Here is a 23280-nt window from a genome sequence, read left to right on the forward strand (position 1 = left end):
AGCATCCGTTCCTTATAAGGTGACAAGCGGAAACGATGCTGGCAGCAGTACACTGATCCTCGGCGGGCCGAATGGGTGGCCCGCACCGGTTACGGAGCAACCGCCATGGCAATACGTCCCTCAGTAATGATCGCCGGCTGCGGTGATGTTGGTATTCGCCTCGGGCTGCAGCTGAGCCGAGCGGGTTGGACGGTGTACGGCTTGCGCCGCCAGGCGGCGAGCCTGCCTGTGCCGATCCTGCCGGTACGCGGAGACCTGGCGTCGAGCGAGGTGCCGCGTGGCTGGCCCAATGGCAATCTCGACTATCTGGTATATGCCGCCTCGGCTAGCCAGCACGATGAACCGGGATACCGGCAGGCTTACGTCGAAGGCTTGCGCAACGCGCTTGGCTGGCTGCAACAACGTGGGCAACGTCCCAAGCGGCTGTTCTTTCTTTCGAGCACCGGCGTCTATGCGCAGAACGGCGGTGAATGGATCGATGAGACCTCCGCCACCGAACCCACCGGTTATACCGGCCAGGTCATGCTCGAGGCTGAGCAGTTGGCGCTCGATTGTGGATTTCCCGCCACACGGGTGCGCATGGCCGGACTGTACGACCCGGTACGGCCGTGGATGCAGAACCAGGTACGTGCCGGGTTGCGCGTCGACCGCGAGCCACCGCAGTTCAGCAATCGCATCCATCGTGACGATGCCGCGGCGCTGCTGACGTGCCTGCTGCAGACCGATCTGAATGGCGGCGATCTGGAAGATTGCTATCTGGGCGTCGACGATGACCCAGCACCCTTGCACGAAGTGGTCGACTGGCTGCGCGAACGCCTCGGTGTGACCCAATGGGCCGAGCAAACCATGACCCGCCGCGCAGGCAGCAAACGGTGCAGCAATGCGCGCGCCCGCGCTCTAGGATGGGTGCCGCAGTACCCGAGCTATCGAAACGGCTACGCCTCCATCCGCCCCGGCAAAGGCTGAGCGGCAACGAGGCCCGCGACGACCGCCGCGATTGCTGCAGGAGCCAGGGGGGCGGGCAGTCCTTGCTGGCGATCCGTGTGCTGCTGCCACACCGGGGTCGCGCCAGCTCCTGATCGCGAGCAAGCTCGCTCCTACGAAAAGCGCTGTGCCTGGTTCGCGATGACCACCGCATTGCTGCAGGAGCCAGGGGGGGACGCGCAGTCCTTGCTGGCGATCCGTGGGCTGCTGCCACACCGGGGTCGCGCCAGCTCCTGATCGCGAGCACGCTCGCTCCTGCGAAAAGCGCTTTGCTCGGTCCGTGATGATTACCGTAGAAATGCCACGAACGCGCTGTAAACGGCCGATATAACGTTTCAATCCGGCGCCAGTTATCGCTGTCCGTCGGTGATTTAGCTCATTGCATTAGATCCAGGCAACTCTGCCGGCATCGTGCTTACTAAAACCTTGATAGCACGCACGCCGTACACCTTGCCGCATGGCAGCAGTCGGGTCAGGAGCAGCTGCCGCATTGCGGCGAAGACATCAGGAAGAACCACCGCGGCGGCGTTTTCGAACACCGAACCAGGAGAATTTTTCCAATGAGAGCCCTTCGCTGGCATGGCAAGCACGACATCCGCTGCGACAACCACGTTCCCGATCCGTCTATAGAAGATCCACGCGACGCCATCATCAAGGTGTCCTCCTGCGCGATCTGCGGCTCTGACCTGCACCTCTACGATGGTTTCATGCCCGGCATGCAGCATGGCGACATCATGGGCCACGAGTTCATGGGCGAGGTGATGGAAGTCGGCTCGGCCAACAAGAAGCTCAAAGTCGGCGACCGGGTGGTGGTGCCCTTCACCATCGTCTGTGGCGATTGCGATCAGTGCAAACGCGGCAATTTCTCCGTATGTGAGCGCTCGAATCGCAACAAGGACATGGCCGACAAAGTATTCGGGCACTCCACCGCTGGCCTCTATGGCTACTCGCACCTCACTGGCGGTTATGCTGGAGGCCAGGCCGAATTCGTCCGTGTGCCCTATGCCGATGTCGGACCGGTGGTTATCCCTAATGGCCTGACCGATGAGCAAGTGCTGTTTCTGGGGGACATCTTGCCTACCGGCTGGCAAGCCGCCGCCCAGTGCGACATCCAGCCAACGGACACCGTGGCAGTCTGGGGTGCTGGGCCGGTCGGCCAGTTCGCCGTCCGCAGCGCGTTGATGATGGGTGCCATGCAGGTCATCTGTATCGACAACGTACCCGAGCGGCTGTCCATGGCGCGCGCGGGCGGCGCCATCACCATCAACTTCGATGAAGAAAGCGTGCTCGAGCGACTCAAGGAGCTGACGCGCGGCAAGGGTCCGGAGAAGTGCATCGACTCGGTGGGCATGGAGGCACATGCCGGTCGCTCGATCGATTCGATGTACGACCGCGCCAAGCAGGCATTGATGCTGGAGACCGATCGCCCCCATGTGCTGCGCGAAATGATCTACGTCTGCCGCCCAGCCGGCATCATTTCGATTCCCGGCGTGTATGGCGGTCTGATCGACAAGATCCCCTTTGGCGCCGCCATGAACAAGGGCCTGACCTTCCGCATGGGCCAGACCCACGTCAACCGCTGGACCGACGACCTGCTCAGACGCATCCAGGAGGGCGAAATCGATCCTAGCTTCGTCATCACCCACACCGTCAGCCTCGAGCAGGGTCCCGAGATGTACAAGACCTTCCGAGACAAGCACGACGGCTGTATCAAGGTGGTTCTTAAACCCTGAGGCCCCCGGGCGGCGAATCCCTGATCCAGGGAATCGCCGCCCGCTTCCGAGCCCCGAAGGAGGGACTGTTCATGAGCGTTCCACATCGAGTGACCCGTACCAACCATTCCGCCCGTACCCTGGCTCGTGGCCTGGGCTGGTTCAGTATCGGCCTGGGCGTTGCGCAGCTGGTCATGCCCGGCAAGCTGGCCCGTTTTCTTGGCGTGCCAGGTAATGAAGGCCTGATCCGCGCCTGCGGTGCCAGGGAAATTGCCACAGGCGTCGGCCTGCTGCTGACCGATAACCCCAAACCTTGGATATACGGCCGCATCGGCGGTGACATGCTGGACCTTGCCGGCCTTGGGATGAGCATCGAGAACGGAACCGAGCAGGTCAACGCGGCTATCGCAGCGGGTGCCGTCGCAAGCATCACCGCGTTGGACATCACCTGCGCCAAGGGCCTGGCCTCTGAGGACGAGCTGGTAACGGAGTGGGATTACAGCGACCGCAGCGGTTTTGCGCAGGCGCCCGAAACCATGCGTGGGCGGGTCGAGGCGAAGTTTGCATCAGCGCGGGCCGAGCCAAACGGTTATAGCCCATCGGCAATGTTGCATTGATGTGAGGTGAGGGGCGCGAAGCGAATCGCTGCCGCTGTTTGAAACGGTGTTTCGGGGCGATTAACGAGTCGTTTGATGATTTGGTTTCAGCCTGCTGGGCGAGTCCCTTTTGGCATTCGCCGGATGGCCGGCCCCGCCCAAAGGAACCAAAAAGTCTTGCCCCGGCATCCGGCCCCGGCTGCGCCGGGGTCCGTTCGCTCCACCGCCGCTCCATGGACCGGCTTACAAGGGCCATCGCTGGCCCTTTAAGCCTCTCGCCGCATCCATGCGGCTCGCCCCCTTACGCAACGATTCCTCTCACCTCCTGATGGGGCGTTTTGCGTCGTCTGATAGTGCGCGCGCACAAAGAGCAAAAGAGCCTCGTAGGATGGGGCGGGCCGCGCAGTGCAGCCGAATCAAGCAGGAACGATGAGCTTCGCCCATGCGACCAACTGGCAACTCAACCGCCAGCCACCACAGGCCGCCCCTTCAGTAGGCCGAATGGAATCGCTGCGTAGAGGGGCGAGCGGCATGGATGCCGCGAGAGTCGTAAAGAGTCGGGGCCGACGTCGGTATGGATGGCCCTTGCGCGGCCCCTCGGAGCAGCGATGGAGTGAGGGAAGTCGAGCGAAGCGAACCGGGGACGCCTAATCCGGATGCCGGAGCAAGCGTTTTGGTTTACTTTTTCGGCGTTTGGAAAGAAGCGACTCGCCCTGGAGAATGCGATAGGCCGTTTTTTGCTAAGGTCTGCAGCCCGTCCCGTACCGCCACCTCTAGCGGCCGCCACCCGATGAGAATCCATGTCCGCCGTCGTCAACATCGTCCTCCCAGTCTTCGCCCTGATCCTGCTGGGTTTCATTTGCCGCCGTACCGGCCGCATGGGACCGACGGGTGCCTCCGAGCTGAACCGCTTCGTTGTCTGGCTGGCGCTACCCGCGCTGCTGTTCAGCGTTGTCGCCAATTCCACCTGGGAGCAGCTCTGGCAGCCGGGCTTCATCACGGCATTCTCGGTGGGCTGCCTTGGGGTTTTCGGCGTCACCCTCGGTTATCGACTGGTGCAAAAGCAGCCCCTGGCCGACGCCAGCCTGGATGCGCTGGGTGCGTCGTATGCCAATACCGGTTACATCGGCATTCCACTGTGCATGCTGGTGCTGGGTGACGAAGCGCTGCAACCAGCAATGGTGGCGAGCATCGTAGTGGTGTGCGTACTGTTCGCCATTGCCCTGGCCTGCGTGGAGACCGGGCTGCACGCGGGCCAGGGCTTCGGTCGGACGCTGCGCAAGGTCAGCGCCGCGCTGGTGCGCAACCCGCTTGTAGTGGCGCCAATGCTGGGAGGTATCTGGGCGGCAAGCGGGCTGGCTCTGCCGGTGCCGCTGGCGACGTTGCTGAAGCTGCTTGGCGCGGCTGCGGCGCCCTGCGCGCTGGTGTCCCTGGGATTGTTTCTCGCGCAGCCGCTACCTGGGGGCAAGGTGACGGGAGTCTGGCCGCTGGTAGCACTCAAGTTGATCGTGCAACCGCTGATCACCTGGTATCTGGCATTTCAGGTGTTCGAGCTGCCGACGCTCTGGGCGTACTCAGCGCTGTTGCTCAGTGCCCTGCCTACGGGCACCGGGCCTTACATGCTTGCCGAGTTCTACGGGCGTGAAGCATCGCGCGTATCTCGGGTGGTGCTGTATTCCACCCTCGGCTCGCTGATCACCTTGTCGACGTGTCTGGTGCTGTTACCGGTGTAGGTTAAAACCTTAAAGCGGTTTTCACACGGTGTCAGCTAACGCCTTGCAAGGCGATTCATCCAGCCGGCCGGGTAACCTCCAGCACGACTGCAGCGATGCGGTCGCACTCGGTGTAGGCCCCATCAAGCAGCTCTTCGCCGAACACATCCGGATCGACTTCGCGGTAGCTCCAGCTGAATTCACGCCCTTCCAGGCGTTGGCTGATTTCCCTGAGGAAGGGATCCTGATTGCCGTGCATCGCTACGCCGGTATAGAGCAATAGCGTGCCGCATGGTGCCAGACGCTCCAGAGCGCTGTCGAAGATCGCCAGCGACAGGCCGGCACCCAACGGGCCGCCTCCGTGACGGTAGGCGCGCTCGCTCGGGTCCACCAGATAGGGAGGGTTGGCCAGGATAAGGTCGAATTCGCCACCGACGTCACTGAGCAGGTCGCTGTGGCGCGCCGTCAGGTTGTCAGCGCCGGCCAGTGCTGCGTTGATGCGCGTCAGACGCAGCGCCGCGGGATTGATGTCGACCGCCAGCACCTCCGCCTGCGGCCGTGCCAGCGCAGCGAGCACTCCACCAGCACCCGATCCGCAGCCGATATCCACAACGCGGCCGATATGGCCTTTGTGGTTGTTCAGATGGGCCAGGATGGCATTGGCGAAGCGGTAGGTGTCCGGGCCGAAGAACACGGCATCGGGCTCTTCGGTGGGATAAGCCGAATGCACGAACAGTTGGCCATCGAGGCTGGAAAACCGTACACGGCTGCGCCAGCAGGTGTCAGACGGAGCGAGCACGCCGGCTTGATCCATCAGGCTGAAAATCGCCGTGGGCAACAACTCATGCTGGAATGGACGGCTCCAGCCGAAAACGCCGGTAAGGTCTTTGGCAAGGGCGTTTTCGACGCGGCTGTTGACGCGTTCATGGGTCAACGGCGTAGGGGTGATGAAATGATAGCCGCGCTCACGCAGCGCTTCGGCCAGATGCAGTAGGGCACGGTCCTGGGCAGTTTCGGTCGTCATACGTTTCCCTGGCGAGATGTCGCCTTCTCAGTTGAACAGTCCAGTAAAAATGCGTGTTGCGAGCAAGCCAGCCGCGCTGTGATGGCGGGTCGGCGCCAACAGCGGCAATAAGTGACGCATGCGTGCGTCGCGGCTGGGCAGCTGGGCCAGTTGCTGTTCCAGCAGCTGGGTTTCCTGATCGAAATCGCTCACCGCCACGCCTTCGCTCTGCACCAAAGCGGGCTTGGGCGAGCGCTCATTCGCAAGACGCCGGCGACCGTTGAACTGACCCTGGCGCTGAGCCAGCGACGGGTGCGGTTTGCCACGTGTCGGTGCTTGCTCGGCCAGCCAATCCCCAGCGATCCAGTCGTGGATCAGCTGCTGCTCATGGGCGCTGAAGACGCCGAACATAGGGGCCTGCTCGCCGGTAATCAGTTGCCAGAAGCGGCTGTGCTGCGGGTCTTCGTGGCGCTTGATCCAGCTACGGCTTTGCAGGGTTTCGAGAAACTGCGGAATCAGCGCCGGCTCGGCCAGCCACTGGTTCACGGTGCGGCCATCGAAGCGGCAATAGTCCGAATGCACGAACTGGCCAACGCCTGCCTTTTTTTCCATGACGCGCAACACTTCCTGCTCGGGATCGAAACCCCCGATTACCGAAAGCGTGCTGGCACCCAGGTCATTGAGGCGATAGCCGTTCATGACCCGGCGATAGAATTCGTCGCTGTCACCCACCAGCGGCCAAGCGGCCATCAGGCCCTGAATCGCCTTTTTCGCATGGCCATTGTCGGCGTTGTCGACCGTGACATGCAGGGTGAAATAGTAAGGATCGATGCCGAGTTCAGTGAGCTCGTAAGAGCTGATCAGCAGGTGCAGCGGCAGCTGTTCATAACCGAGGTTGAAGCCGATCACTTCTGGCAGGAACTGCTCAGCGTGCTCGGACAGCGCCAGCTGGATCGCGCCCTGCACGAAGTTGTCATCATCGAGATTCTGCCAGTCATCACAACCCTGGCTGGCGAGCAGCTTGCGATACAGCACCACGTGATTCTTTTCCGGCTGACCTTCGCCGAGCTCTTCCAGGTAGGTCTGGATCAGAGAGGTGAAGCGAGAATCGTCCCAGCGTTGCAGCAGCCCGTAGAGCCAGGCGCCGTCTACCAGTTTGGTCGGCGCTACGCCCTGCAGGAAATGCAATGCATGAGCCTTGCTGGAAAAATACCGGCGCGGCGCTCCGGCCCGGCGTGCGTCAAGGTAAGTCCTGTACTGCTCCCCGACTTTGGCCGTGTGGCTATCCAGCCATTCACCAAGCCCGGCCGGGTCTTGCGGCAAGTCGCATGGCAGAGCTGATGCGGCATCCAGCTGCGCTGCGAGGTAGTCAGCAGCGCGCTCCCGGACGCTCTCGCTATCGGGTGCATCGAGCAAGGCGAAGTACAGCGCTCGGGAAGGCGCAGCGGCCTCGCAAGTCACGGGCGTAATGTCGACGGGCAGGCTTCGAGTCAGTTGCATAATTTCACACGGCGGCAGTGGGGTATTCCCCAGATGATTTTTTGGCCGTCTCTATGGGGGATAGTTCAGCGGGCCTGCCGAATGGCCGGTCATCCCGCAGAGGCGATTTGCATGCAACTTCCGCGATCTGGTGCCTTCCTAACCTGTGGGGACGCCGATCGGTGTCCGAACGAGCAAGCAGACGGAGGTCCTATGAACCAATCTGAACGTGGCAAAGAAAACCTGGAATCCATCACCGACCGCAAAGACGGGCGGGTAGACCAGGCCGGACGCAAAAGCAATGGTGAGGCCGCCGGCGGTGATCGCGACGATGTACCGGGTGGTGCGTACAACATTCCCCGCGGCATGGCAGACGAAGTCAGCGAAGAAGATGCGATGAAACGCGACAAGCAGCAGCGCCCCGAGCGCTAGTCGCCATAGCGGGGCGGCAGCGTTGCCGCTCCGCACAAAATAAATCCGTGCGCCCCTTAAGTTCTGAGTCGATCCGGTCGCCTGCAGCCTTTATGCACACCGCCGGGCTCGGTACCTGGGAGGACGCTCCCGAGGCAGCACGGCGGCAAAAAGGACTGCCAGAGCCTCGTCATGCGCCAACACAGCCGCCTTACCTTCCGCCATCTCAGCCGAATCCAGGTCACCAATCGTCTCAGCGGCGACCCCATGGGGTACGTGGCCGATATGTCGATGGGCGGGCTGCGTTTGATCGCCAAACAGCCGCTGGGCATGAGCGGCTGCTATGAGATGTGCCTGCACGTGCCGACCGTGGGCGAGAAAACCCGGGAAGTGCAGGTTGTGGTCCTTTGCCAGTGGGTGCGCAAAGACTCCCGACGCGACAGTTTCGAAATGGGCTTCTCACTGGATCGGCCCAGCGATGATTACACCCGCCTAATCGGTGAGTTGATGCCCAAGCGGCGTGATTAGCGGTTGACCACCTTCGCCGGCAGCGCGAATACCAGCAGCGAACCAAGTACCAGGCAGGCGGCGAAGAACAGCAACGCGCTGCCGCTTTTTCCGGTGATATCTAGCGCCAGCCCGATCAGGGTATTGCTTACCAGCCCGGCAATGTTCGCCAAAGAGCAAGCCAGGGCGAAGCCGGTCGCTGCTGCGGTGCCGGTGAGAAAGGTCGCCGGCAGGCTGAAAAAAACCGGTACCGCCCCGATGATCGCTGCCTGTGCAATGGCGAACAACAGCACTGTGGCCACCACGTTATCGGTGAAGACCGTACTGGTCGCCATCGCCGCGGCACCCACCCAGAAAGGCAGGATGATGTGCCAGCGGCGTTCGCGAAAGCGGTCCGAGCTGGCTCCGAGGGCAAGCATGCCGACCACCGCGGCTACGCTCGGAAGTGCGGTCAGCAGGCCTATGGTCGACGCATCCTCGACGCCCGCGTTGCGGATGAAGGTTGGCATCCAGAAGCCGAGCGCGTAAGCGCTGAGCAAGATCGCGAAGTCGATGCCGCCCAGCATCCATACCTTCAGGTTGAAGAAGCCTTGACGAAAGCTTTCACCGCTTGCCGGGCTCTGCGCCTCGTCTACGGCGAGGTCGCGCAGCACCAGCCCTTGCTCGCGTGAGTCCAGCCAGTCGGCGCGTTCAGGGCCGTCGGGCAGCATCCGCAGCGCCATAAGGCCGAGCAGGACGCTGGGAATGGCTTCGAGCAGGAACAGCCATTGCCAGCCACGCAGGCCCTGCACCTGATCGAACGCATCGAGAATCCAGCCCGAAAGCGGTGCCCCTATCACGCTCGAGAGCGGCAGGCCGATCATGAACAGCGCGATGATCCGCCCGCGACGATAGGTCGGAAACCACAGGGTCAGGTAATACAGCACGCCCGGCAGGAAGCCCGCTTCGGCAACACCCAGTAGCAGCCGCACCAGGTAGAACTGTCCAGGTGTGGTGACCAGCATGGTGCAGGCCGAGAGCACTCCCCAGGTGATCATGATCCGCGCGATCCAGACCCGCGCCCCGACTCGCTTGAGGATCAGGTTGCTCGGCACTTCGAAGAGGATGTAGCCAACGAAGAACAGACCCGCGCCGAGCCCGAACGCCGCTTCGCTGAGCTGCAGCTGTTCGGCCATCTGCAGTTTTGCGAAGCCCACGTTGATGCGATCCAGATAAGCCGCCAAGTAGCAGAAGCAGAGAAACGGAATCAGGCGCCAGGCGATCTTGCGATAAAGACGCCCACTGTGCGGCTCAGCGCTGGAGTCGTGGATATCTGCTGATGGCGCCTGAGGCATCGATTATCTCCGTGGCAGTCGAATGGCCGGTGGTGTTCGGGGCGGACATGGTAGCGGACCGCCCCGGCTCTGACGTCTGACCGGCCGACATTGGACGAGAAAACCGTCCTGCAAACAGCTGGTCACCGGTTCCGTCTATGCTGGACCATCCGCGAACTACGACAGCCCTGACCTGTCGCACGTTTTCCAGCCGATCACCTGGCGCGCACGCCCGCGTGATTGGCGATTCCCCGCAACCAACGGAGACCGGCATGACTTCACAGTGGATCGACATTCCCGCACAGGATGGCAAGACCTTCAAAGGCTATCTCGCGCTGCCGCCAGCCGGACATGGCCCGGGCATCGTGCTGATTCAGGAGATCTTTGGCGTCAATGAGCATATCCAGTCCGTTGCAGATCAGTACGCGTCCGATGGCTACGTAGTGCTGGCACCGGACCTGTTCTGGCGTAGCGAGCCGGGCGTCCAGCTAGGCTACGACGGCAGCGACTGGGAGCGTGCGTTTGCGCTGATGAAGGAGCTGGACTTCGACCTCGCCATCGACGACCTGCGCCGCAGCGCCGAACTGCTTCGTGAGCGAGACGATTGCAACGGGCGCGTGGCCTCGGTCGGTTATTGCATGGGTGGCGTATTGTCGTTCCTGAGCGCCGCCAATGCGGGCGTCGATGCTGCGGTCTGCTACTACCCCGGCAGCATCGAGAAACGCCTGGATCAGGCCGAGCGAATCACCTGCCCGACACTGTTCCACTTTGCCGAAGAAGACGATCACATCGACTCCGATGCGGTGGACGCGGTACAGGAGAAGATGGCCCAGGTCGGCCAGGCACGGATCGAGACTTACCCGGGAGTGGACCACGGCTTCAACTGCTGGGCGCGGCCGGCCTACAACCAATATGCCGCGGCGCTGGCGCATGGGCGGACATTGGTGTTCTTGGCAGAGAATCTCTAAGCAATCCAGACGGCTGTGGAGGCGGCTCCGCTGGCGGTTTGGCGTCCCCAAGGGCGGTGATCGCGAGCAAGCTCGCTCCTACGAAAGCGGCCCACGCATGCCAGGTACGGATCACCATTCCGCACCCGTAAGAGCCAGCTTGCTGGTGATCCGCGTCTTTCGGCTCTCAGATACGAAGGGTCGCTCGATCGCGAGCAAGCTCGCTCCTACGAAAGCGGCCCACGCATGCCAGGTGCGGATCACCATTCCGCACCCGTAGGAGCCAGCTTGCTGGCGATCCCCGGCCGCTCGGCAGAGCGGTGTTGCCAGCCGGTTAACCCAGCGTGCCGAGAATGTTCACCCCGACGCGATCGGGTATCTCGTTCTGCGACAGCACGTGCAGGCCCGGGCTGAAGACCCGTGCGTAGCGCGACAGCAGCGGCCGCAGCTGCGGCATCACGGTGAGGATTGGCGGATGGCCATCCTTGCGCAGCTTCTCCTTCACCACCGGCATGCTGTTCTGCAGCTGGTTGAGCAGGCTCGGCTCCACCGGAATGTTGTCCAGACTTACCTGGCCGGCTTGCTGGGCTATCGCGAGAGCGTTGAGCAGGGTGTTTTCCAGCGCATTTTCCAGCACGAACACCGCCAGCTCACGACGATCGCCGGCAATCATCGAAACGATGCTGCGACGCAGCGCATAGCGCACGTCCGCCGCCAGCAGCACCGGGTCCTTGGTGGTCTCGCTGCATTCGAGCAGGGTGCTGGCGATGGTTTCGATATCGCGCAACGGCACCTCTTCCAGCAGCAACTGACGGTAGACGCGCATCTGCTGCGTATAGCTCAGCGCGTTCTTCAGGCTTTCAGCGAGCTTCGGTGCCTGCAGGGTCAGGCGCTGCATCAGGTGTTCCACGTCGTCGTGCTTGAAAAGGTCCGGCAGATGCTCGCGCACCACCTTGTTCAGGTGCGTGGCAACCACGCTGGCGCAGTCGATCACCTGGTAGCCGAGGTTCAGCGCGCGGGATTTGTCCGACGGCTGTATCCACACCACCTGCATGCGGTAGGCCGGGTCGGTGCCGAGGATGCCGTCGATCTCGCCGTACAGCTCCGGCGACGGAATCGCCATCAGGCGGTCGGCATGCAGCTCGGCGCCGTCGATCTTCTCGCCGTTGATGTAGATGTCATATTGCGAGGCCTTCAATCGCAAGCTGTCACGGATCTGCACTTCCGGCAGCAGGAAGCCTAGATGCTCGGACAGGGTTTGGCGCACACCGCGCACCCGTGCCGGCAACGGCGCACCCGAGGCTTCGTTGACCAGCCCGACCAGCTTGTAACCGAGGGAAATCGACAGGCGTTCGACCAGGGGGATGTCTTCCCAGGCCAGCGATTGTGCCTTTTCCTTTTCCATCGCCTGGCCTATGGCCTGGATTTCCTTGAGATCGGCGCCAGCGGCCGGTGGTTCGTGCAGTGATACCCGCCAGCCGATAAAGCCGATCAGCGCGGCAAAGCCGAGGAAGGCCAGATGCGGCATGCCCGGCACCATGCCGAGCACGAAGAGAATGCCGGCCACGGTGTACAGCGAGGCAGGGTTGGCCAGCAGCTGGCGCTGGACCTGGCTGGTGATGTCGCTGGACTCGTTGATGCGGGTAACGATGATTGCTGCGGCAGTGGACAGGAGCAGCGCCGGGATCTGCGCCACCAGGCCGTCACCGATGGTCAGCAGGGCGTATTGCTTGAAGGCTTCGCCCGCAGCCAGATCGTGAACGAACACGCCGATGGCAAAACCACCGAACAGGTTGATCAGCAGGATCAGGATGCCGGCGATGGCATCACCGCGAACGAACTTCGAAGCACCGTCCATGGCGCCGTAGAAGTCGGCTTCCTTGGCCACTTCCTGGCGTCGTGCCTTGGCTTCGTCGTTACTTAGCAGGCCGGCGTTGAGGTCCGCGTCGATGGCCATCTGCTTGCCGGGCAGAGCGTCCAGGGTGAAGCGCGCGGTGACTTCCGAGATCCGCTCGCCTCCTTTTGTGATCACAATGAAGTTGATGATCATCAGAATGATGAACACCACCAGACCGACGATGAAGTTGCCGCCGATCACCACCTCGCCGAAGGCTTCGATCACCTTGCCCGCCGCGCCGGTGCCGCTGTGGCCTTCGAGCAGCACAACCCGCGTCGAGGCGACGTTCAGTGTCAGGCGCATCAGTGTGGTGACCAGAATCACCGTTGGGAACAACGAGAAATCCAGCGGACTCTTCGACGACACGCTGACCAGCAACACCAGGATCGACATGGCGATGTTGAAGGTGAACAGCACGTCCAGCAGCTGCGGCGGCAGCGGCAGGATGATCATCGCCAGAATCGACAGGATGATCAGCGGAATCCCAATCCGTCCGCTGCTGAAGGTCGGCGTCAGTTTCTGAATCAGGCTCATGATCGGGCTCGGTTGAACAGTTCTTCGGGAATATGGATGTCACTGGCCAGCTTGGGCTTGGTACGGCGACCCTGCTTCCAGGCCTTGAGCTGGAGGATGTAGGTCAACACATGGGCCACCGCGGTGTAGAGCGGCGCCGGAATCTGCTGGTTGACCTGGGTGCTGTAGTAGATCGCCCGCGCCAGTGGCGGCAGCTCGATCACCTCCAGCCCGTTGGCCTGGGCCAGCTTGCGGATATACAGGGCGGTCTCGTCGACGCCGCGGGCGATGACGAAAGGTGTTTCGGCCTTCTTGGGGTCGTACTTGAGCGCCACCGCGAAGTGCGTCGGGTTGACGATCACCACGTCCGCATCCTTGATCACCCGGCTGATCTGGCGCTGGGCCAGTTGGCGCTGCAGCTGTTTGATCCGCGCCTTCACTTCCGGGCGACCTTCCTGGTTCTTGTGCTCTTCCTTGCGCTCCTGCTTGGTCATGCGCATCTTTTTCAGAAAGAAGAAGCGCTGTAACGGGATATCGATGAACGAGAACAGCACGAACACCAGCAGCAGCGAGATCGCCAGGTCGAAGGTCAGGGAGAAAGCGCTGCCGATGGCGTTGCTGATGTCGCTGCGCTGCAGGGCGATCAGCTTGGGCGCGGCGTAATACAGCTGGCCAGCGGCGATGCTCAACAGTGCGGTGATCTTCAATAGCGACTTGAGCAGCTCGGTCCAGTTCTGGGCGCCAACCATTCTGCCCAACCCGGTAATGGGGTTGAGCTTGCTGAATTTGGGGGCGAAGTTCTTCGAGGCAAACACCCAGCCGCCCGGCACCAGCGCAAAGGCGATGACCAGAATCGGCGTGATCAGCAAGGGCAGCAGTACGCTGATGAACGCCAGCAGGTTGTGGGTCAGGATCAGCTGCAGGTCATCGACGCTCATCTCGCTTGCATGGAAGTTGATATACGAGTAGCTGAACGCCTGCTGCATGCCATCGAAAAAGAAGCCGATGCTGAACTTCAGCACCAGCAGCGTGGCCAGTAGCGAGACCGTGGTGGCGACATCCTTGGAGCGGGTGACCTGGCCATCGTCGCGACTCTTCTTGAGTTTCTGCTCGGAGGCCTCTTCGGTTTTTTCCTGGCTGCTGTTCTGCTCAGACATTGCGGCCGCTCCGCATGATCTCGCCAATGTTGCCCAGCAGCTCGCGGGTCAGGTGCAGATAGGCTTCCGACAGGTTGGGCAGGGTCAGGAGGATCAGGACCAGCCCGGCGATGATCGCCATGGGAAAGCCCAGGGAGAACAGGTTCATGGCCGGCGAGATGCGGTTGAGCAGGCCGAAGCAGAACTGCACCAGGGTCATGCAGAAGACGATCGGCAGGGCGATCAACAGCGCCGCGGATATCACCCAGCTCAGGGACATCGCGATGGTCTGCAGGCCGTCGAAGTGAATGCCGCTGCCGACCGGCCAGAGGACAAAGCTCTGGTAGATGATGGTGACGATCACCAGATGACCATCGGTGGCGAAGAACAGCAGCGCCAGCAGGATGAAATACAGCTGATAGATGATCGACGCGGACGACACCCCGTTCATGGGGTCGTTAAACACCGCCATGGACAGGCCCAGCTGAGTCGAAACGATATCGCCGATAAGGGTGAACACGGTGAACACCAGCATCAGCGCCACGCCCAGCAGCAAACCCATGGCAATCTGTTCGAGGGCAGTGAGAATGCCTTTGAGCGACAGCGGGTCAATGGGAGCCGTCGCCGGTAGCGCGGCGGTGAGCACAACGGTCAGGGCAATGGCCAGCAGCACGCGAACCCGCACGCTGAGAGACTTGTGGCTGAACATCGGCGCCAGGCTGAACACGGCCATGATCCGGCAGAACGGCCACCAGTAGCCCAGCAACGATTGCAGGTATTGACCGACCTGCATGATGGGTTCGTTGCCCACGGCTAACCGACCAGCCGCCCGGCTTGGGTGAAGGTCTCGATGAACAGATCGCTGAAGGTTCGCAGGATCCAGTGCCCGGCGAACACCAGCATGCCGAGGGTGATCAGCAGGCGTGGCAGGAAGCTGAGCATCTGTTCGTTGATCTGGGTGGCTGCCTGGAAAATGCTCACGAGCAGGCCGCCAAGCAGGCTCGGCACCACCAATACGCAGACCACCAGCACGATGACGTGGATGGCGTTGGAGACGATGTTGACGGCGGTGTCTGGGGTCAGCATGGGAGCACCTGGGAGGTGAGGGTGGTTGTGCCGGTTAGCGCGGCAGTAAGCCCATGTAGGAGCGAGCTTGCTCGCGATCCGGTGTTGGGAGCCCGTATGCTGCTAGATTGCACCGCGCTTTCCCTGGCCGGTGCTACGGGTTGAGTCGTCTGCAGTGGTTCCGACGCTTTTTGTAGGAGCGGGGAGCGAGACCGAGTTCCTAGCGAAGCTTTTTGGCTTTGGCTTTGGCTTCGTTGAGTGATCCCTATTGGCCGGGTTGGCTGAGGCATTGGTTTCGCCCTGCTGGGCGACTCACTTTTTCCAGGCGCGGAAAAAGTAAGCAAAAACGCTTGCCCCTGCATCCGGGTCTCGCTGCGCTCGACTCCCCTCGCTCCGGTGACGTTCCAGGGGCCCGCGGCGACGGGCCATCCATGGCCCAACGCCGCTCTCGCGGCATCCATGCCGCTCAACCCCTTCCACACCACCTGCGCTCGGCCTTCTGAAAGGGGCGAATCGATGGTGTCTGACGGGCCGTGCAGGAAAGCGGTTGTGCGGCCTTCAAGATATCGTAGGTTGGGTAACGCGAAGCTTACCCACCGGTTTGCGAAGGGAAAGTTCGATACCGATTGCGGCGACGATTGCGGTGGAAAATGCTTCGCAGTTTTCCACCCTACGAATTTTTCACGGCCATCGGTTAAGTGGCCCTGGCTAGACACAGCTTCTTGCTTTTCCATTGCACGACCCGCCAGACGCCGCCGAACGCCCCTTTCAGGAGGCCGAATGGAATCGCTGCGCAGAGGGGCGAGCGGCATGGATGCCGCGAGAGCCGTGAAGGGCCATGGATGGCCCTTGCGCGGCGCCCCTCGGAGCAGCGATGGAATGAGGGAAGTCGAGCGAAGCGAGACCCGAATGTAGGGGCAAGACCTTTTGGTTCCTTTTGGGGCAATTGCCAAAAGGGACTCGCCCAGCAGGGCGAAACCAATGCGTCGGGCTGCCAGGGCAATGGGCCTAGGGCACCAAACGTAAAAAGCTTCGCGAGCAAGGACTAGGCGTCCCCCTGCGCTCCTACAGAAAGGTCCGATGAGTGGGTTCAAGCGCGCGAAACCAGCATTCATCTCCGCCCCCTAAAACGGCTGAATACTGGTGGTCAGCGTACCCATCAACAACGCCCACCCATCCACCAACACAAAGATCATCAACTTGAACGGTAGCGAGATCATCATCGGCGACAACATCATCATGCCCATTGCCATCAACACGCTCGCCACCACCAGATCGATCACCAGAAACGGCACGAAAATCATGAAGCCCAGCTGAAATGCGGTCTTCAACTCGCTCAGCACAAACGCCGGCAGCAGCAACGAGAAATCCAGGTCTTCGAGATTCTCGGGCACTTCCTCGCCAGCCAGCGCAACCATGGTTTCCAGCGCCGTCTTGTTGGTCTGCGCCAGCATGAAGCCGGAAAGGCTGCCCTTGGAGACTTCAAGCGCCTGCTCCAGACTGATCTCGTCGTTCTGGAAAGGCTCGAAAGCAGTACTGTGGATTTCCTGCCAGACGGGGCGCATCACCAGCAGGGTGACGATCAGCGCGATGCCGATCAGTACCTGGTTCGGCGGGCTCTGCTGCAGGCCGATGGCCTGGCGCAGGATGGCCAGCACGATGATGAAGCGGGTAAAGCAGGTCATCATCATCAGCATCGCCGGCAGGAAGCCCAGCAGCGTCATGATGATCAGGATCTGCAGCTTGACGCTGAATTCCTGTCCGTTCTCGGTATCGTTCAGGTTGAACAGGGTGATCTCGCCACCGGCGGCGTGCGCCACCAGGGGGAACAGGCTGGCCAGCAGAATGCCCAGCAGAGACAGCCCGCGGCGCAGCTTCATTGCGTCAGCGCATCCAGGCTGGTGCCGGACAGCTCGACGATGCGCAGGCCGTAGCTGCCATTGATCACCACCACTTCGGCCTTGGCGAACAAGGTGCCGTTGACCTTCACGTCCAGCGGCTCGCCAGCGACTTTGTCGAGCGCGATGACGCTGCTGGTGTCGCACTCCATCAGCTCCTTCAGCGAAATCTCCGCCGACGCCACTTCCAGGGTGACGTTGACCGGGATCTTGCCGAAGAAGCTCAGGTCCTGGCGCGGCGCCTGGGGCTGGGCTGCGGGCGCAGCGGCTGGCTCGTCGGTGGCGTCGAGGCTCAGATCGCCCTCATTGATGAGGTTCTCGAATTCGTTGTCGGACAGTTGACCGGTCATTGGGATTTCACGCTTTCAAGTGAAGTGAGGTACAAGGCGCCGTCTTCTTCGAAGACAGTCCCCCGGAATAGCTTCTGTTGGTTGATGCGCACTTCGTAGCGGTCCATCGGGCGCACCATGAGGATGTCGTTGAGCTGCAAGCCAAGCACCTGCGACAGCGGCATCTGCACCGAGGCAACCACGCAATCGAGGCGGACAGGGAGATGCTGTATGTGGTCGACCGGGTTACCGGTCAGCCGGGTCGGCAGCGGGCCGGCCAGGCGCATGGTGAGTTCATCGACCAATTCGGTATCGAGATGAATGAAAATCGACGACCGGCTATTGGTCAGGTGGCTGATGTACTCGAACTCGGCAACATATTCCCAAGTTGTCTCTTCGTAATCATTTTCGTAGCGTTCGAGTTCACCAAATGGCTCACCGGATAATATCGAGCGCGCGAAGATATATGTCAGGTCCAGGCCCAGGCGATTACGCATCCGTTGTTCGGAGGTGCTGAGCGGAGGAGTGTCCTGATTCGGCACTATAGTGCCGCCGTAATAACACTCCAGTGCCTCGGTCAGTAATGCACGGTCAATGGAAAAACCAACTTTCCCCATTGGCGAACGGTAAATGCAGTCCGGCCCCTGTTTATTGGGTTCCTGCACGTCGACCTTGCTCAGCTCGAGGCTTATCCGGTAATTGCGCAGGAAGTAATCCCCCATCAAGCGGGGATTCTTGTTGGTGGTTTCCTTGATGAACTGAGGAATCTTGTGGTGATGCCGCCCAAGCTTCTGCGGTTTCAATACAGTCAGGCTTTGGGCGGGCACGCCATGGTGGACTTTTGAATTGCCAGACATGTTGTGAACTGTATTTCCTGGTTCTTGCACGGACGGCATCGCCGCAAGCGCGAATATAAGCAGAAGGTCGTTTGGCCAGGGCGGGGTTTAACGGGCCTTAGGTCACAGGCACGGCTCTAGCGTGCCACCACTCTAGGCTTGGGCGCGAGGGATGATTAAATCAATAGGTATCAATTGATCTTTTTTGAGATCACTGACGGGCATTTGATTTAATTTTAGAGGAACTGATTGGGCAGTTCCGGGCGGGCTTGTTAGCGTGCGCGCAGTTGTTTCGAGGACAGTCGGATGTTGGTTCTTCTTGCACGGCGAGTTGGACAGACAGGGCGACCAAAGTTCCGAAAGACTTAAATAATTTTTTAGCGATCCGGCGTTGTGCTCGAGCGACAGGCGTAAACAGCGCCAAGGTGGTCCCATTGAAAAGTGTCAGTCATGCAATGAACTACTCCCGTGAAGAGCTTTTTGCTCCGGCGCCGGCGCGAAACAAAATCGTGATTGTCGGTAATGCCGACGAATCAGGCTGTGACTTTCTTAATGCAGGGTTGCGCAAGGAAGGCTGTGCGGTCTTTTCATATGCCAGCCTTAACGAGTTGGACGGCGCGGCGCTAAAGGACGCTTCGCTGGTTTTCATATTTATCGGCGGATTATCCGATCAAGCCTTATATGCACAGGTTGATTCGCTGATACGTCGCGGACGTGCGATCAGTGTTATTCCGGTCGTTCAATATGCAGATCAGGCAAAAGCAGCCGCGTTACTCGAATTGGGTTGCGTTGATTACTTATTGTCGCCGTTCAGCGAAAGTCAGCTGGGCGCACTGTTGCGTCGCCAGGAGTTTGCCGGCGCTGCCCAGGAAAGTTTCGTGTCCTGCTCTCAGGCCGGGCGTCGTCTGTTGGCAATGGCGCAGCGCGTGTCGCTGACCCGCGCGCCGATCCTCATTACTGGCGAGACCGGCACCGGCAAGGAGCTGATGGCTCGCTACATTCACCGCTTTTCGGCCAGCGCCGATGCACCCTTTATTGCAGTGAACTGCGCGGCGATCCCCGAGCAGATGCTCGAATCCATCCTGTTCGGTCACGAGAAGGGTGCCTTCACTGGCGCGGTGACCGCCCAGCCCGGCAAGTTCGAGCTGGCCAATGGCGGCACCTTGTTGCTCGACGAGATTGGCGAGCTGCCGCTGGGGCTGCAGGCCAAGCTACTGCGCGTGCTGCAGGAGCAGCGCGTGGAGCGCCTGGGCGGCCGCAGAGAAATCGAACTCAACGTGCGCATCATCGCCGCCACCAACCGGGACCTGCAGCTGGAAGTCGCCGAAGGGCGTTTCCGTGCCGACCTGATGTTTCGTCTCGACGTGCTGCCACTGCATATCAGCCCGCTGCGCGAGCGCAAGGAAGACGTGCTGCCACTGGCGCGGCGTTTCGTTGCCAAGTACGCCCCACAGGAAGCCGGCGAAGACCTGTTCACTGCCGATGCCTGCCGCGCGCTGATGCTGCACGACTGGCCGGGCAACGCGCGCGAACTGGAGAACACCGTCCAGCGCGCACTGGTGCTGCGTAACGGCCTGTTCATCCAGCCGCAGGATCTGGGACTTGCAATGCCGACACAGGCCGAAGTGCGCGTGGAGATACCACAACCCCTATTCGCCGAGAGCGGAAAAGCCGCCCTGCGCGCCAGTGGCAAGTGGGCCGAGTACCAGCATGTGATCGACACCATTCGCAGGTTCGACGGGCACAAGACCAAGGCTGCTGCCAGCCTCGGGATGACCTCGCGCGCCTTGCGCTACCGCCTCAATGCCATGCGCGAGCAGGGCATTGAGCTGAATTTCTGATGCAGACACTTTTATTGCCGAACAGGGGAAGCCAGCGATGAGTTCAATCATGCAGGTGCAACAGGATTTGCTGGGCCGGATGCAGCAGCTTCAGGGTGTCGCCGCCAACCCCGTGATCAAGCCAGCTGACGAGGCTTCGCCGGACGCGGGCGGGCTGTTCATGTCCGCGATGCGCTCGGTCGACACCCAGCAGCATCAGGCAAGCGCTGCCATGGCGGCGGTGGACAGTGGCAAGAGCGACGATCTGGTCGGGGCGATGATCGACAGCCAGAAGGCCAGCGTGTCGTTCTCCGCCCTGCTGCAAGTGCGCAACAAACTGACCACGGCGTTCGATGACGTCATGAGAATGCCGCTGTGACCGAGCGTGAGAGCTAAGCCGTGTTTGAAAAACTGAAAAGCAGAATGCCAGCCGGCGGCCTTCAACTCGACCCGCGGGTGACGCTCGCCGGCATGGCAGTGATTGCCGCCGCGCTGGCAGTTGCCGTGGCCTTTTACCTGTGGCGCGACAACGGCTCGTTCCGCCCGCTGCATGGCGCAGGCGAAGCCTTTCCGGTTGCCGAGGTGATGCAGGTGCTCGACGGCGAGGCGGTGCAATACCGCATCCATCCGCAGAGTGGGCAGATCCTGGTGCGCGAGGACCAGCTGTCCCGTGCCCGCATGCTGCTGGCGGCCAAAGGCGTGAAAGTGGCGCTGCCGGCCGGTTACGAGCTGTTCGACAAGGAGGAGCCTTTGGGCACCAGCCAGTTCGTTCAGGACGTGCGCCTCAAGCGCAGCCTGGAGGGAGAACTGGCGCGCACCGTGATGTCGCTCAAGGGTGTTCAACATGCCCGCGTACACCTGGCGCAGGAAGAGAACAGCTCTTTCGTCATCAGCAAGCGTGCGCCCACCAAGGCCTCGGTGATGCTGCAACTGGAGCCCGGCTACAAGCTCGGCGCCGATCAGGTCGGCGCAATCGTCAATCTGGTGGCTGGCAGCGTGCCTAACCTCAAGGCCGAAGATGTCGGTGTGGTCGATCAGTACGGCGCGTTGCTGTCGCGTGGTCTGAACGTAGGCGGCGGTCCCGCGCAGAACTGGGGCGCCGTAGAGGACTACCAGCAGAAGGCGGTCGCCAACATCGAGCAGGTGCTGGCACCTGTGTTGGGTAACGGCAACTACCGTATCAGCGTTGCGGCCGACATCGACTTCAGCCAGAAGGAAGAGACCTTCCAGGCTTATGGCGAAACGCCACGTCTGCGCCGCGAAGTCCTGAGCAACGAGAGTGCCCTGGACCAGCTGGCACTGGGCATTCCGGGCTCGTTGGCCAATCGTCCGGTTGCCCCGCCGAAAGAGGGCGAGGACCCCGCCGCGGCCAAGAATGAAACCAAGGGCGCCACGTCCTTGCGCGAAGAATCCAACCGGCAGATGGATTACGACCAGAGCGTGGTGCACGTCAAACACGCAGGCTTCGCCCTACGTCAGCAGAGCGTTGCAGTGGTGCTCAATGCCGCTGCTGCGCCGGAAGGCGGCTGGAGTGAAGAAGCGCGCGCTCAACTTGAAGCGATGGTGCGCAGCGCCGTTGGCTTCAAGCAGGAGCGCGGTGATTTGATCACCCTCAGCGTGCTGCCTTTCGCCGCGGTGGACACCGTTACGCAAGAAGTGCCCTGGTGGGAAAACACTCAGGTACATGCGCTGGCCAAGCTTGCGCTGGCCGGTCTGATTGCCCTGCTGCTGTTGCTGATCGTGGTCCGACCGGCAGTGCGCAGCCTTACCCAGCGCAGCGCCCCGGCGGAAGCTGACGCAGTTGCCCTTGAAGGCACCCTGGCAGCCATGCCGCTGGCGACGCCGATCGAAGCCGAGGCTCGAGCAGCACTGGCGAGCCCACGTGCCAGCGGCGACGGTATCCATATTTTCGGAGAGCTCAATCCGCTCTCGGAGATCCGCCTGCCAGCACCGGGATCAGGGCTGGAGCTACAAATCGAGCACTTGCAGATGCTCGCCAAGAACGACCCGGAGCGTGTTTCGGAAGTCATCAAGCATTGGATAGGCCGCAATGAAAGAGACCTCAACCCAGCCAGCTGAGTCGGTTACCGGCTCGAGCAAGGAAATCAAGGCGCGCCCGGTGCAGTTGCGCTCGGTGAGTTCGCTGGACCAGGCGGCGATCCTCATGCTGAGCATGGGCGACGATATCTCCGCGGGCATCCTGCGTAACTTCACGCGTGAAGAGATCATCAGCATCAGCCAGGCGATGGCGCGTCTGTCCAACGTCAAGCAGCCGATGGTTTCCGATGTGATCAGCCGCTTCTTCGACGACTACAAGGAGCAGAGCAGCATCAAGGGCGCTTCGCGTACCTATCTGTCAGGCATGCTCGGCAAGGCGCTGGGCGGCGACATCACCCGCTCGCTGCTCGATTCCATCTATGGCGAGGAGATTCGCGCCAAGATGGCGAAGATGGAGTGGCTCGATCCAAAGCAGTTCGCCGCACTGATCGCCAAAGAACACGCGCAGATGCAGGCGGTGTTTCTTGCCTTTCTGCCGCCAGGCATGGCTACCGATGTGCTCGAGTGCATGCCCGCCGAGCGCCAGGACGAATTGCTCTACCGCATCGCGAACCTCAACGAGGTCAACAGCGACGTCATCGCCGAGCTGGAACAGCTCATCGATCGCAGCCTGCAGGTGCTCTCGAATCAGGGCTCGCAGGTGCGCGGCGTGAAGCAGGCGGCGGACATCATGAACCGCTTCAAGGGCAACCGTGACCAGATGTTCGAGTTGCTGCGCGCGCATAACGAAGAGCTGGTCGGCAAGATCGAGGATGAAATGTATGACTTCTTCATCCTTTCGCGGCAGAACCCGGACGTGCTGCAGACCCTGCTGGAAGTGATTCCGCTGGAGGAATGGGTCGTCGCGCTCAAAGGCGCCGAGCCTGCGTTGGTCAAGGCCGTCCAGGCTGCGATGCCCAAGCGTCAGGCGCAGCAGATGGAATCGATCAACCGCCGTCAGGGCCCGGTGCCGCTGAGTCGTGTAGAGCAGGTGCGCAAGGACATCATGGCCGTGGTCCGTGACATGTCCAACGAAGGCGACCTGCAGGTTCAGCTCTTCCGCGAACAGACGGTCGAGTAAGCGC

At 61.4% G+C, this 23280-nt stretch carries 21 protein-coding genes; 11 read left to right on the forward strand and 10 right to left on the reverse strand.

Features of this window, described 5'->3' with window-relative positions; all coding sequences use genetic code 11:
* The first annotated feature begins 105 nt into the window (after positions 1 to 105).
* The 4 genes from EA797_RS18925 (at position 106) to EA797_RS18950 (ending at position 5025) form a co-directional block, all read left to right on the forward strand.
* Entirely contained in the window at positions 106 to 966 is an 861-nt protein-coding gene (locus tag EA797_RS18925; RefSeq protein ID WP_122168052.1) for a Rossmann-fold NAD(P)-binding domain-containing protein, read from the forward strand.
* Between the two features lie 578 nt (positions 967 to 1544).
* Entirely contained in the window at positions 1545 to 2717 is a 1173-nt protein-coding gene (locus tag EA797_RS18935; RefSeq protein WP_122168055.1) for a zinc-dependent alcohol dehydrogenase, read from the forward strand.
* 71 nt (positions 2718 to 2788) lie between these two features.
* Entirely contained in the window at positions 2789 to 3313 is a 525-nt protein-coding gene (locus EA797_RS18940; RefSeq protein ID WP_122168057.1) for a transcriptional regulator, read from the forward strand.
* 779 nt (positions 3314 to 4092) lie between these two features.
* Positions 4093 to 5025 (forward strand): AEC family transporter, encoded by a 933-nt coding sequence (locus EA797_RS18950; RefSeq protein ID WP_122168061.1) that lies wholly within the window; start codon positions 4093 to 4095, stop codon positions 5023 to 5025.
* A 55-nt stretch (positions 5026 to 5080) separates the two neighbouring features.
* Here EA797_RS18950 and EA797_RS18955 read toward each other — a convergent pair whose 3' ends face one another.
* Together EA797_RS18955 and EA797_RS18960 are read right to left on the reverse strand one after the other, a co-directional pair.
* A complete protein-coding gene (locus EA797_RS18955) occupies positions 5081 to 6028 on the reverse strand; it encodes a methyltransferase (protein WP_122168063.1) in 948 nt (315 codons plus the stop codon).
* Positions 6029 to 6055: 27 nt separating this feature from the next.
* Positions 6056 to 7507, reverse strand: a complete 1452-nt coding sequence (locus EA797_RS18960; protein WP_122168065.1) for an iron-containing redox enzyme family protein — start codon at positions 7505 to 7507, stop codon at positions 6056 to 6058.
* A gap of 192 nt (positions 7508 to 7699) precedes the next feature.
* On the opposite strand from EA797_RS18960, the gene EA797_RS18965 reads away from it, so the two are divergent.
* Entirely contained in the window at positions 7700 to 7918 is a 219-nt protein-coding gene (locus EA797_RS18965) for a hypothetical protein (RefSeq protein ID WP_122168067.1), read from the forward strand.
* Positions 7919 to 8089: 171 nt separating this feature from the next.
* Positions 8090 to 8425 (forward strand): PilZ domain-containing protein, encoded by a 336-nt coding sequence (locus tag EA797_RS18970; RefSeq protein WP_122168070.1) that lies wholly within the window; start codon positions 8090 to 8092, stop codon positions 8423 to 8425.
* Here EA797_RS18970 and EA797_RS18975 read toward each other — a convergent pair.
* Positions 8422 to 9738 carry an MFS transporter gene (locus EA797_RS18975; RefSeq protein WP_122168071.1) on the reverse strand — a complete coding sequence of 439 codons (1317 nt, stop codon included), beginning with the start codon at positions 9736 to 9738 and terminating at the stop codon, positions 8422 to 8424. The two genes, EA797_RS18970 and EA797_RS18975, sit on opposite strands and share 4 nt — an antisense overlap.
* 251 nt (positions 9739 to 9989) lie before the next feature.
* On the opposite strand from EA797_RS18975, the gene EA797_RS18980 reads away from it, so the two are divergent.
* Positions 9990 to 10685 (forward strand): dienelactone hydrolase family protein, encoded by a 696-nt coding sequence (locus EA797_RS18980; protein ID WP_122168073.1) that lies wholly within the window; start codon positions 9990 to 9992, stop codon positions 10683 to 10685.
* Between the two features lie 313 nt (positions 10686 to 10998).
* Here the strand turns inward: EA797_RS18980 and EA797_RS18985 are convergent, their stop codons facing one another.
* The 7 genes from EA797_RS18985 to EA797_RS19015 all read right to left on the reverse strand — a co-directional run bounded on the left by EA797_RS18985 (position 10999) and on the right by EA797_RS19015 (position 18359).
* Complete coding sequence (locus tag EA797_RS18985) at positions 10999 to 13095, reverse strand: flagellar biosynthesis protein FlhA (RefSeq protein ID WP_122168075.1); 2097 nt, start codon at positions 13093 to 13095, stop codon at positions 10999 to 11001.
* Complete coding sequence (flhB, locus tag EA797_RS18990) at positions 13092 to 14231, reverse strand: flagellar biosynthesis protein FlhB (RefSeq protein WP_122168076.1); 1140 nt, start codon at positions 14229 to 14231, stop codon at positions 13092 to 13094. Before flhB ends, EA797_RS18985 begins: the two co-directional genes overlap by 4 nt.
* Positions 14224 to 15003 carry a flagellar biosynthetic protein FliR gene (gene fliR / locus EA797_RS18995; RefSeq protein ID WP_122168078.1) on the reverse strand — a complete coding sequence of 260 codons (780 nt, stop codon included), beginning with the start codon at positions 15001 to 15003 and terminating at the stop codon, positions 14224 to 14226. The genes flhB and fliR overlap by 8 nt, the downstream gene beginning before the upstream one ends.
* Positions 15004 to 15023: 20 nt before the next feature.
* Positions 15024 to 15296: a flagellar biosynthetic protein FliQ gene (locus EA797_RS19000; RefSeq protein WP_021209062.1), complete on the reverse strand. Its 273-nt coding sequence runs from the start codon at positions 15294 to 15296 to the stop codon at positions 15024 to 15026.
* Between the two features lie 1103 nt (positions 15297 to 16399).
* Positions 16400 to 17155 (reverse strand): flagellar type III secretion system pore protein FliP, encoded by a 756-nt coding sequence (gene fliP, locus EA797_RS19005; protein ID WP_122168080.1) that lies wholly within the window; start codon positions 17153 to 17155, stop codon positions 16400 to 16402.
* Complete coding sequence (gene fliN, locus EA797_RS19010; RefSeq protein ID WP_122168082.1) at positions 17152 to 17523, reverse strand: flagellar motor switch protein FliN; 372 nt, start codon at positions 17521 to 17523, stop codon at positions 17152 to 17154. Before fliN ends, fliP begins: the two co-directional genes overlap by 4 nt.
* Positions 17520 to 18359, reverse strand: a complete 840-nt coding sequence (locus EA797_RS19015) for a FliM/FliN family flagellar motor C-terminal domain-containing protein (protein ID WP_122168084.1) — start codon at positions 18357 to 18359, stop codon at positions 17520 to 17522. Before EA797_RS19015 ends, fliN begins: the two co-directional genes overlap by 4 nt.
* A gap of 434 nt (positions 18360 to 18793) precedes the next feature.
* Here EA797_RS19015 and EA797_RS19020 point away from each other — a divergent pair, with 434 nt between their 5' ends.
* Genes EA797_RS19020 through EA797_RS19035 form a run of 4 tightly spaced genes read left to right on the forward strand, consistent with a single transcriptional unit; the run spans position 18794 to position 23276 of the window.
* A complete protein-coding gene (locus EA797_RS19020; protein WP_122168085.1) occupies positions 18794 to 20179 on the forward strand; it encodes a sigma-54 dependent transcriptional regulator in 1386 nt (461 codons plus the stop codon).
* 37 nt (positions 20180 to 20216) lie between these two features.
* Positions 20217 to 20537: a flagellar hook-basal body complex protein FliE gene (gene fliE, locus EA797_RS19025; protein WP_122168087.1), complete on the forward strand. Its 321-nt coding sequence runs from the start codon at positions 20217 to 20219 to the stop codon at positions 20535 to 20537.
* Positions 20538 to 20557: 20 nt separating this feature from the next.
* Positions 20558 to 22237, forward strand: coding sequence for a flagellar basal-body MS-ring/collar protein FliF (gene fliF, locus EA797_RS19030; RefSeq protein ID WP_122168089.1), 1680 nt, complete (start codon positions 20558 to 20560; stop codon positions 22235 to 22237).
* Positions 22209 to 23276 (forward strand): FliG C-terminal domain-containing protein, encoded by a 1068-nt coding sequence (locus EA797_RS19035; protein ID WP_122168091.1) that lies wholly within the window; start codon positions 22209 to 22211, stop codon positions 23274 to 23276. Before fliF ends, EA797_RS19035 begins: the two co-directional genes overlap by 29 nt.
* Positions 23277 to 23280 lie beyond the last annotated feature (4 nt).

The organism is Stutzerimonas zhaodongensis (genome assembly GCF_003696365.1).
Taxonomy (GTDB): domain Bacteria; phylum Pseudomonadota; class Gammaproteobacteria; order Pseudomonadales; family Pseudomonadaceae; genus Stutzerimonas; species Stutzerimonas zhaodongensis.

What these genes read in the sequence shown, in the direction of transcription:
- EA797_RS18925 (WP_122168052.1), top strand. Translation starts at nt 106, where the DNA reads ATGGCAATACGTCCCTCAGTAATGATCGCCGGCTGCGGTGATGTTGGT.
- EA797_RS18935 (WP_122168055.1), top strand. Translation starts at nt 1,545, where the DNA reads ATGAGAGCCCTTCGCTGGCATGGCAAGCACGACATCCGCTGCGACAAC.
- EA797_RS18940 (WP_122168057.1), top strand. Translation starts at nt 2,789, where the DNA reads ATGAGCGTTCCACATCGAGTGACCCGTACCAACCATTCCGCCCGTACC.
- EA797_RS18950 (WP_122168061.1), top strand. Translation starts at nt 4,093, where the DNA reads ATGTCCGCCGTCGTCAACATCGTCCTCCCAGTCTTCGCCCTGATCCTG.
- EA797_RS18955 (WP_122168063.1), bottom strand. Translation starts at nt 6,028, where the DNA reads ATGACGACCGAAACTGCCCAGGACCGTGCCCTACTGCATCTGGCCGAA.
- EA797_RS18960 (WP_122168065.1), bottom strand. Translation starts at nt 7,507, where the DNA reads ATGCAACTGACTCGAAGCCTGCCCGTCGACATTACGCCCGTGACTTGC.
- EA797_RS18965 (WP_122168067.1), top strand. Translation starts at nt 7,700, where the DNA reads ATGAACCAATCTGAACGTGGCAAAGAAAACCTGGAATCCATCACCGAC.
- EA797_RS18970 (WP_122168070.1), top strand. Translation starts at nt 8,090, where the DNA reads ATGCGCCAACACAGCCGCCTTACCTTCCGCCATCTCAGCCGAATCCAG.
- EA797_RS18975 (WP_122168071.1), bottom strand. Translation starts at nt 9,738, where the DNA reads ATGCCTCAGGCGCCATCAGCAGATATCCACGACTCCAGCGCTGAGCCG.
- EA797_RS18980 (WP_122168073.1), top strand. Translation starts at nt 9,990, where the DNA reads ATGACTTCACAGTGGATCGACATTCCCGCACAGGATGGCAAGACCTTC.
- EA797_RS18985 (WP_122168075.1), bottom strand. Translation starts at nt 13,095, where the DNA reads ATGAGCCTGATTCAGAAACTGACGCCGACCTTCAGCAGCGGACGGATT.
- flhB (WP_122168076.1), bottom strand. Translation starts at nt 14,231, where the DNA reads ATGTCTGAGCAGAACAGCAGCCAGGAAAAAACCGAAGAGGCCTCCGAG.
- fliR (WP_122168078.1), bottom strand. Translation starts at nt 15,003, where the DNA reads ATGCAGGTCGGTCAATACCTGCAATCGTTGCTGGGCTACTGGTGGCCG.
- EA797_RS19000 (WP_021209062.1), bottom strand. Translation starts at nt 15,296, where the DNA reads ATGCTGACCCCAGACACCGCCGTCAACATCGTCTCCAACGCCATCCAC.
- fliP (WP_122168080.1), bottom strand. Translation starts at nt 17,155, where the DNA reads ATGAAGCTGCGCCGCGGGCTGTCTCTGCTGGGCATTCTGCTGGCCAGC.
- fliN (WP_122168082.1), bottom strand. Translation starts at nt 17,523, where the DNA reads ATGACCGGTCAACTGTCCGACAACGAATTCGAGAACCTCATCAATGAG.
- EA797_RS19015 (WP_122168084.1), bottom strand. Translation starts at nt 18,359, where the DNA reads ATGTCTGGCAATTCAAAAGTCCACCATGGCGTGCCCGCCCAAAGCCTG.
- EA797_RS19020 (WP_122168085.1), top strand. Translation starts at nt 18,794, where the DNA reads ATGAACTACTCCCGTGAAGAGCTTTTTGCTCCGGCGCCGGCGCGAAAC.
- fliE (WP_122168087.1), top strand. Translation starts at nt 20,217, where the DNA reads ATGAGTTCAATCATGCAGGTGCAACAGGATTTGCTGGGCCGGATGCAG.
- EA797_RS19035 (WP_122168091.1), top strand. Translation starts at nt 22,209, where the DNA reads ATGAAAGAGACCTCAACCCAGCCAGCTGAGTCGGTTACCGGCTCGAGC.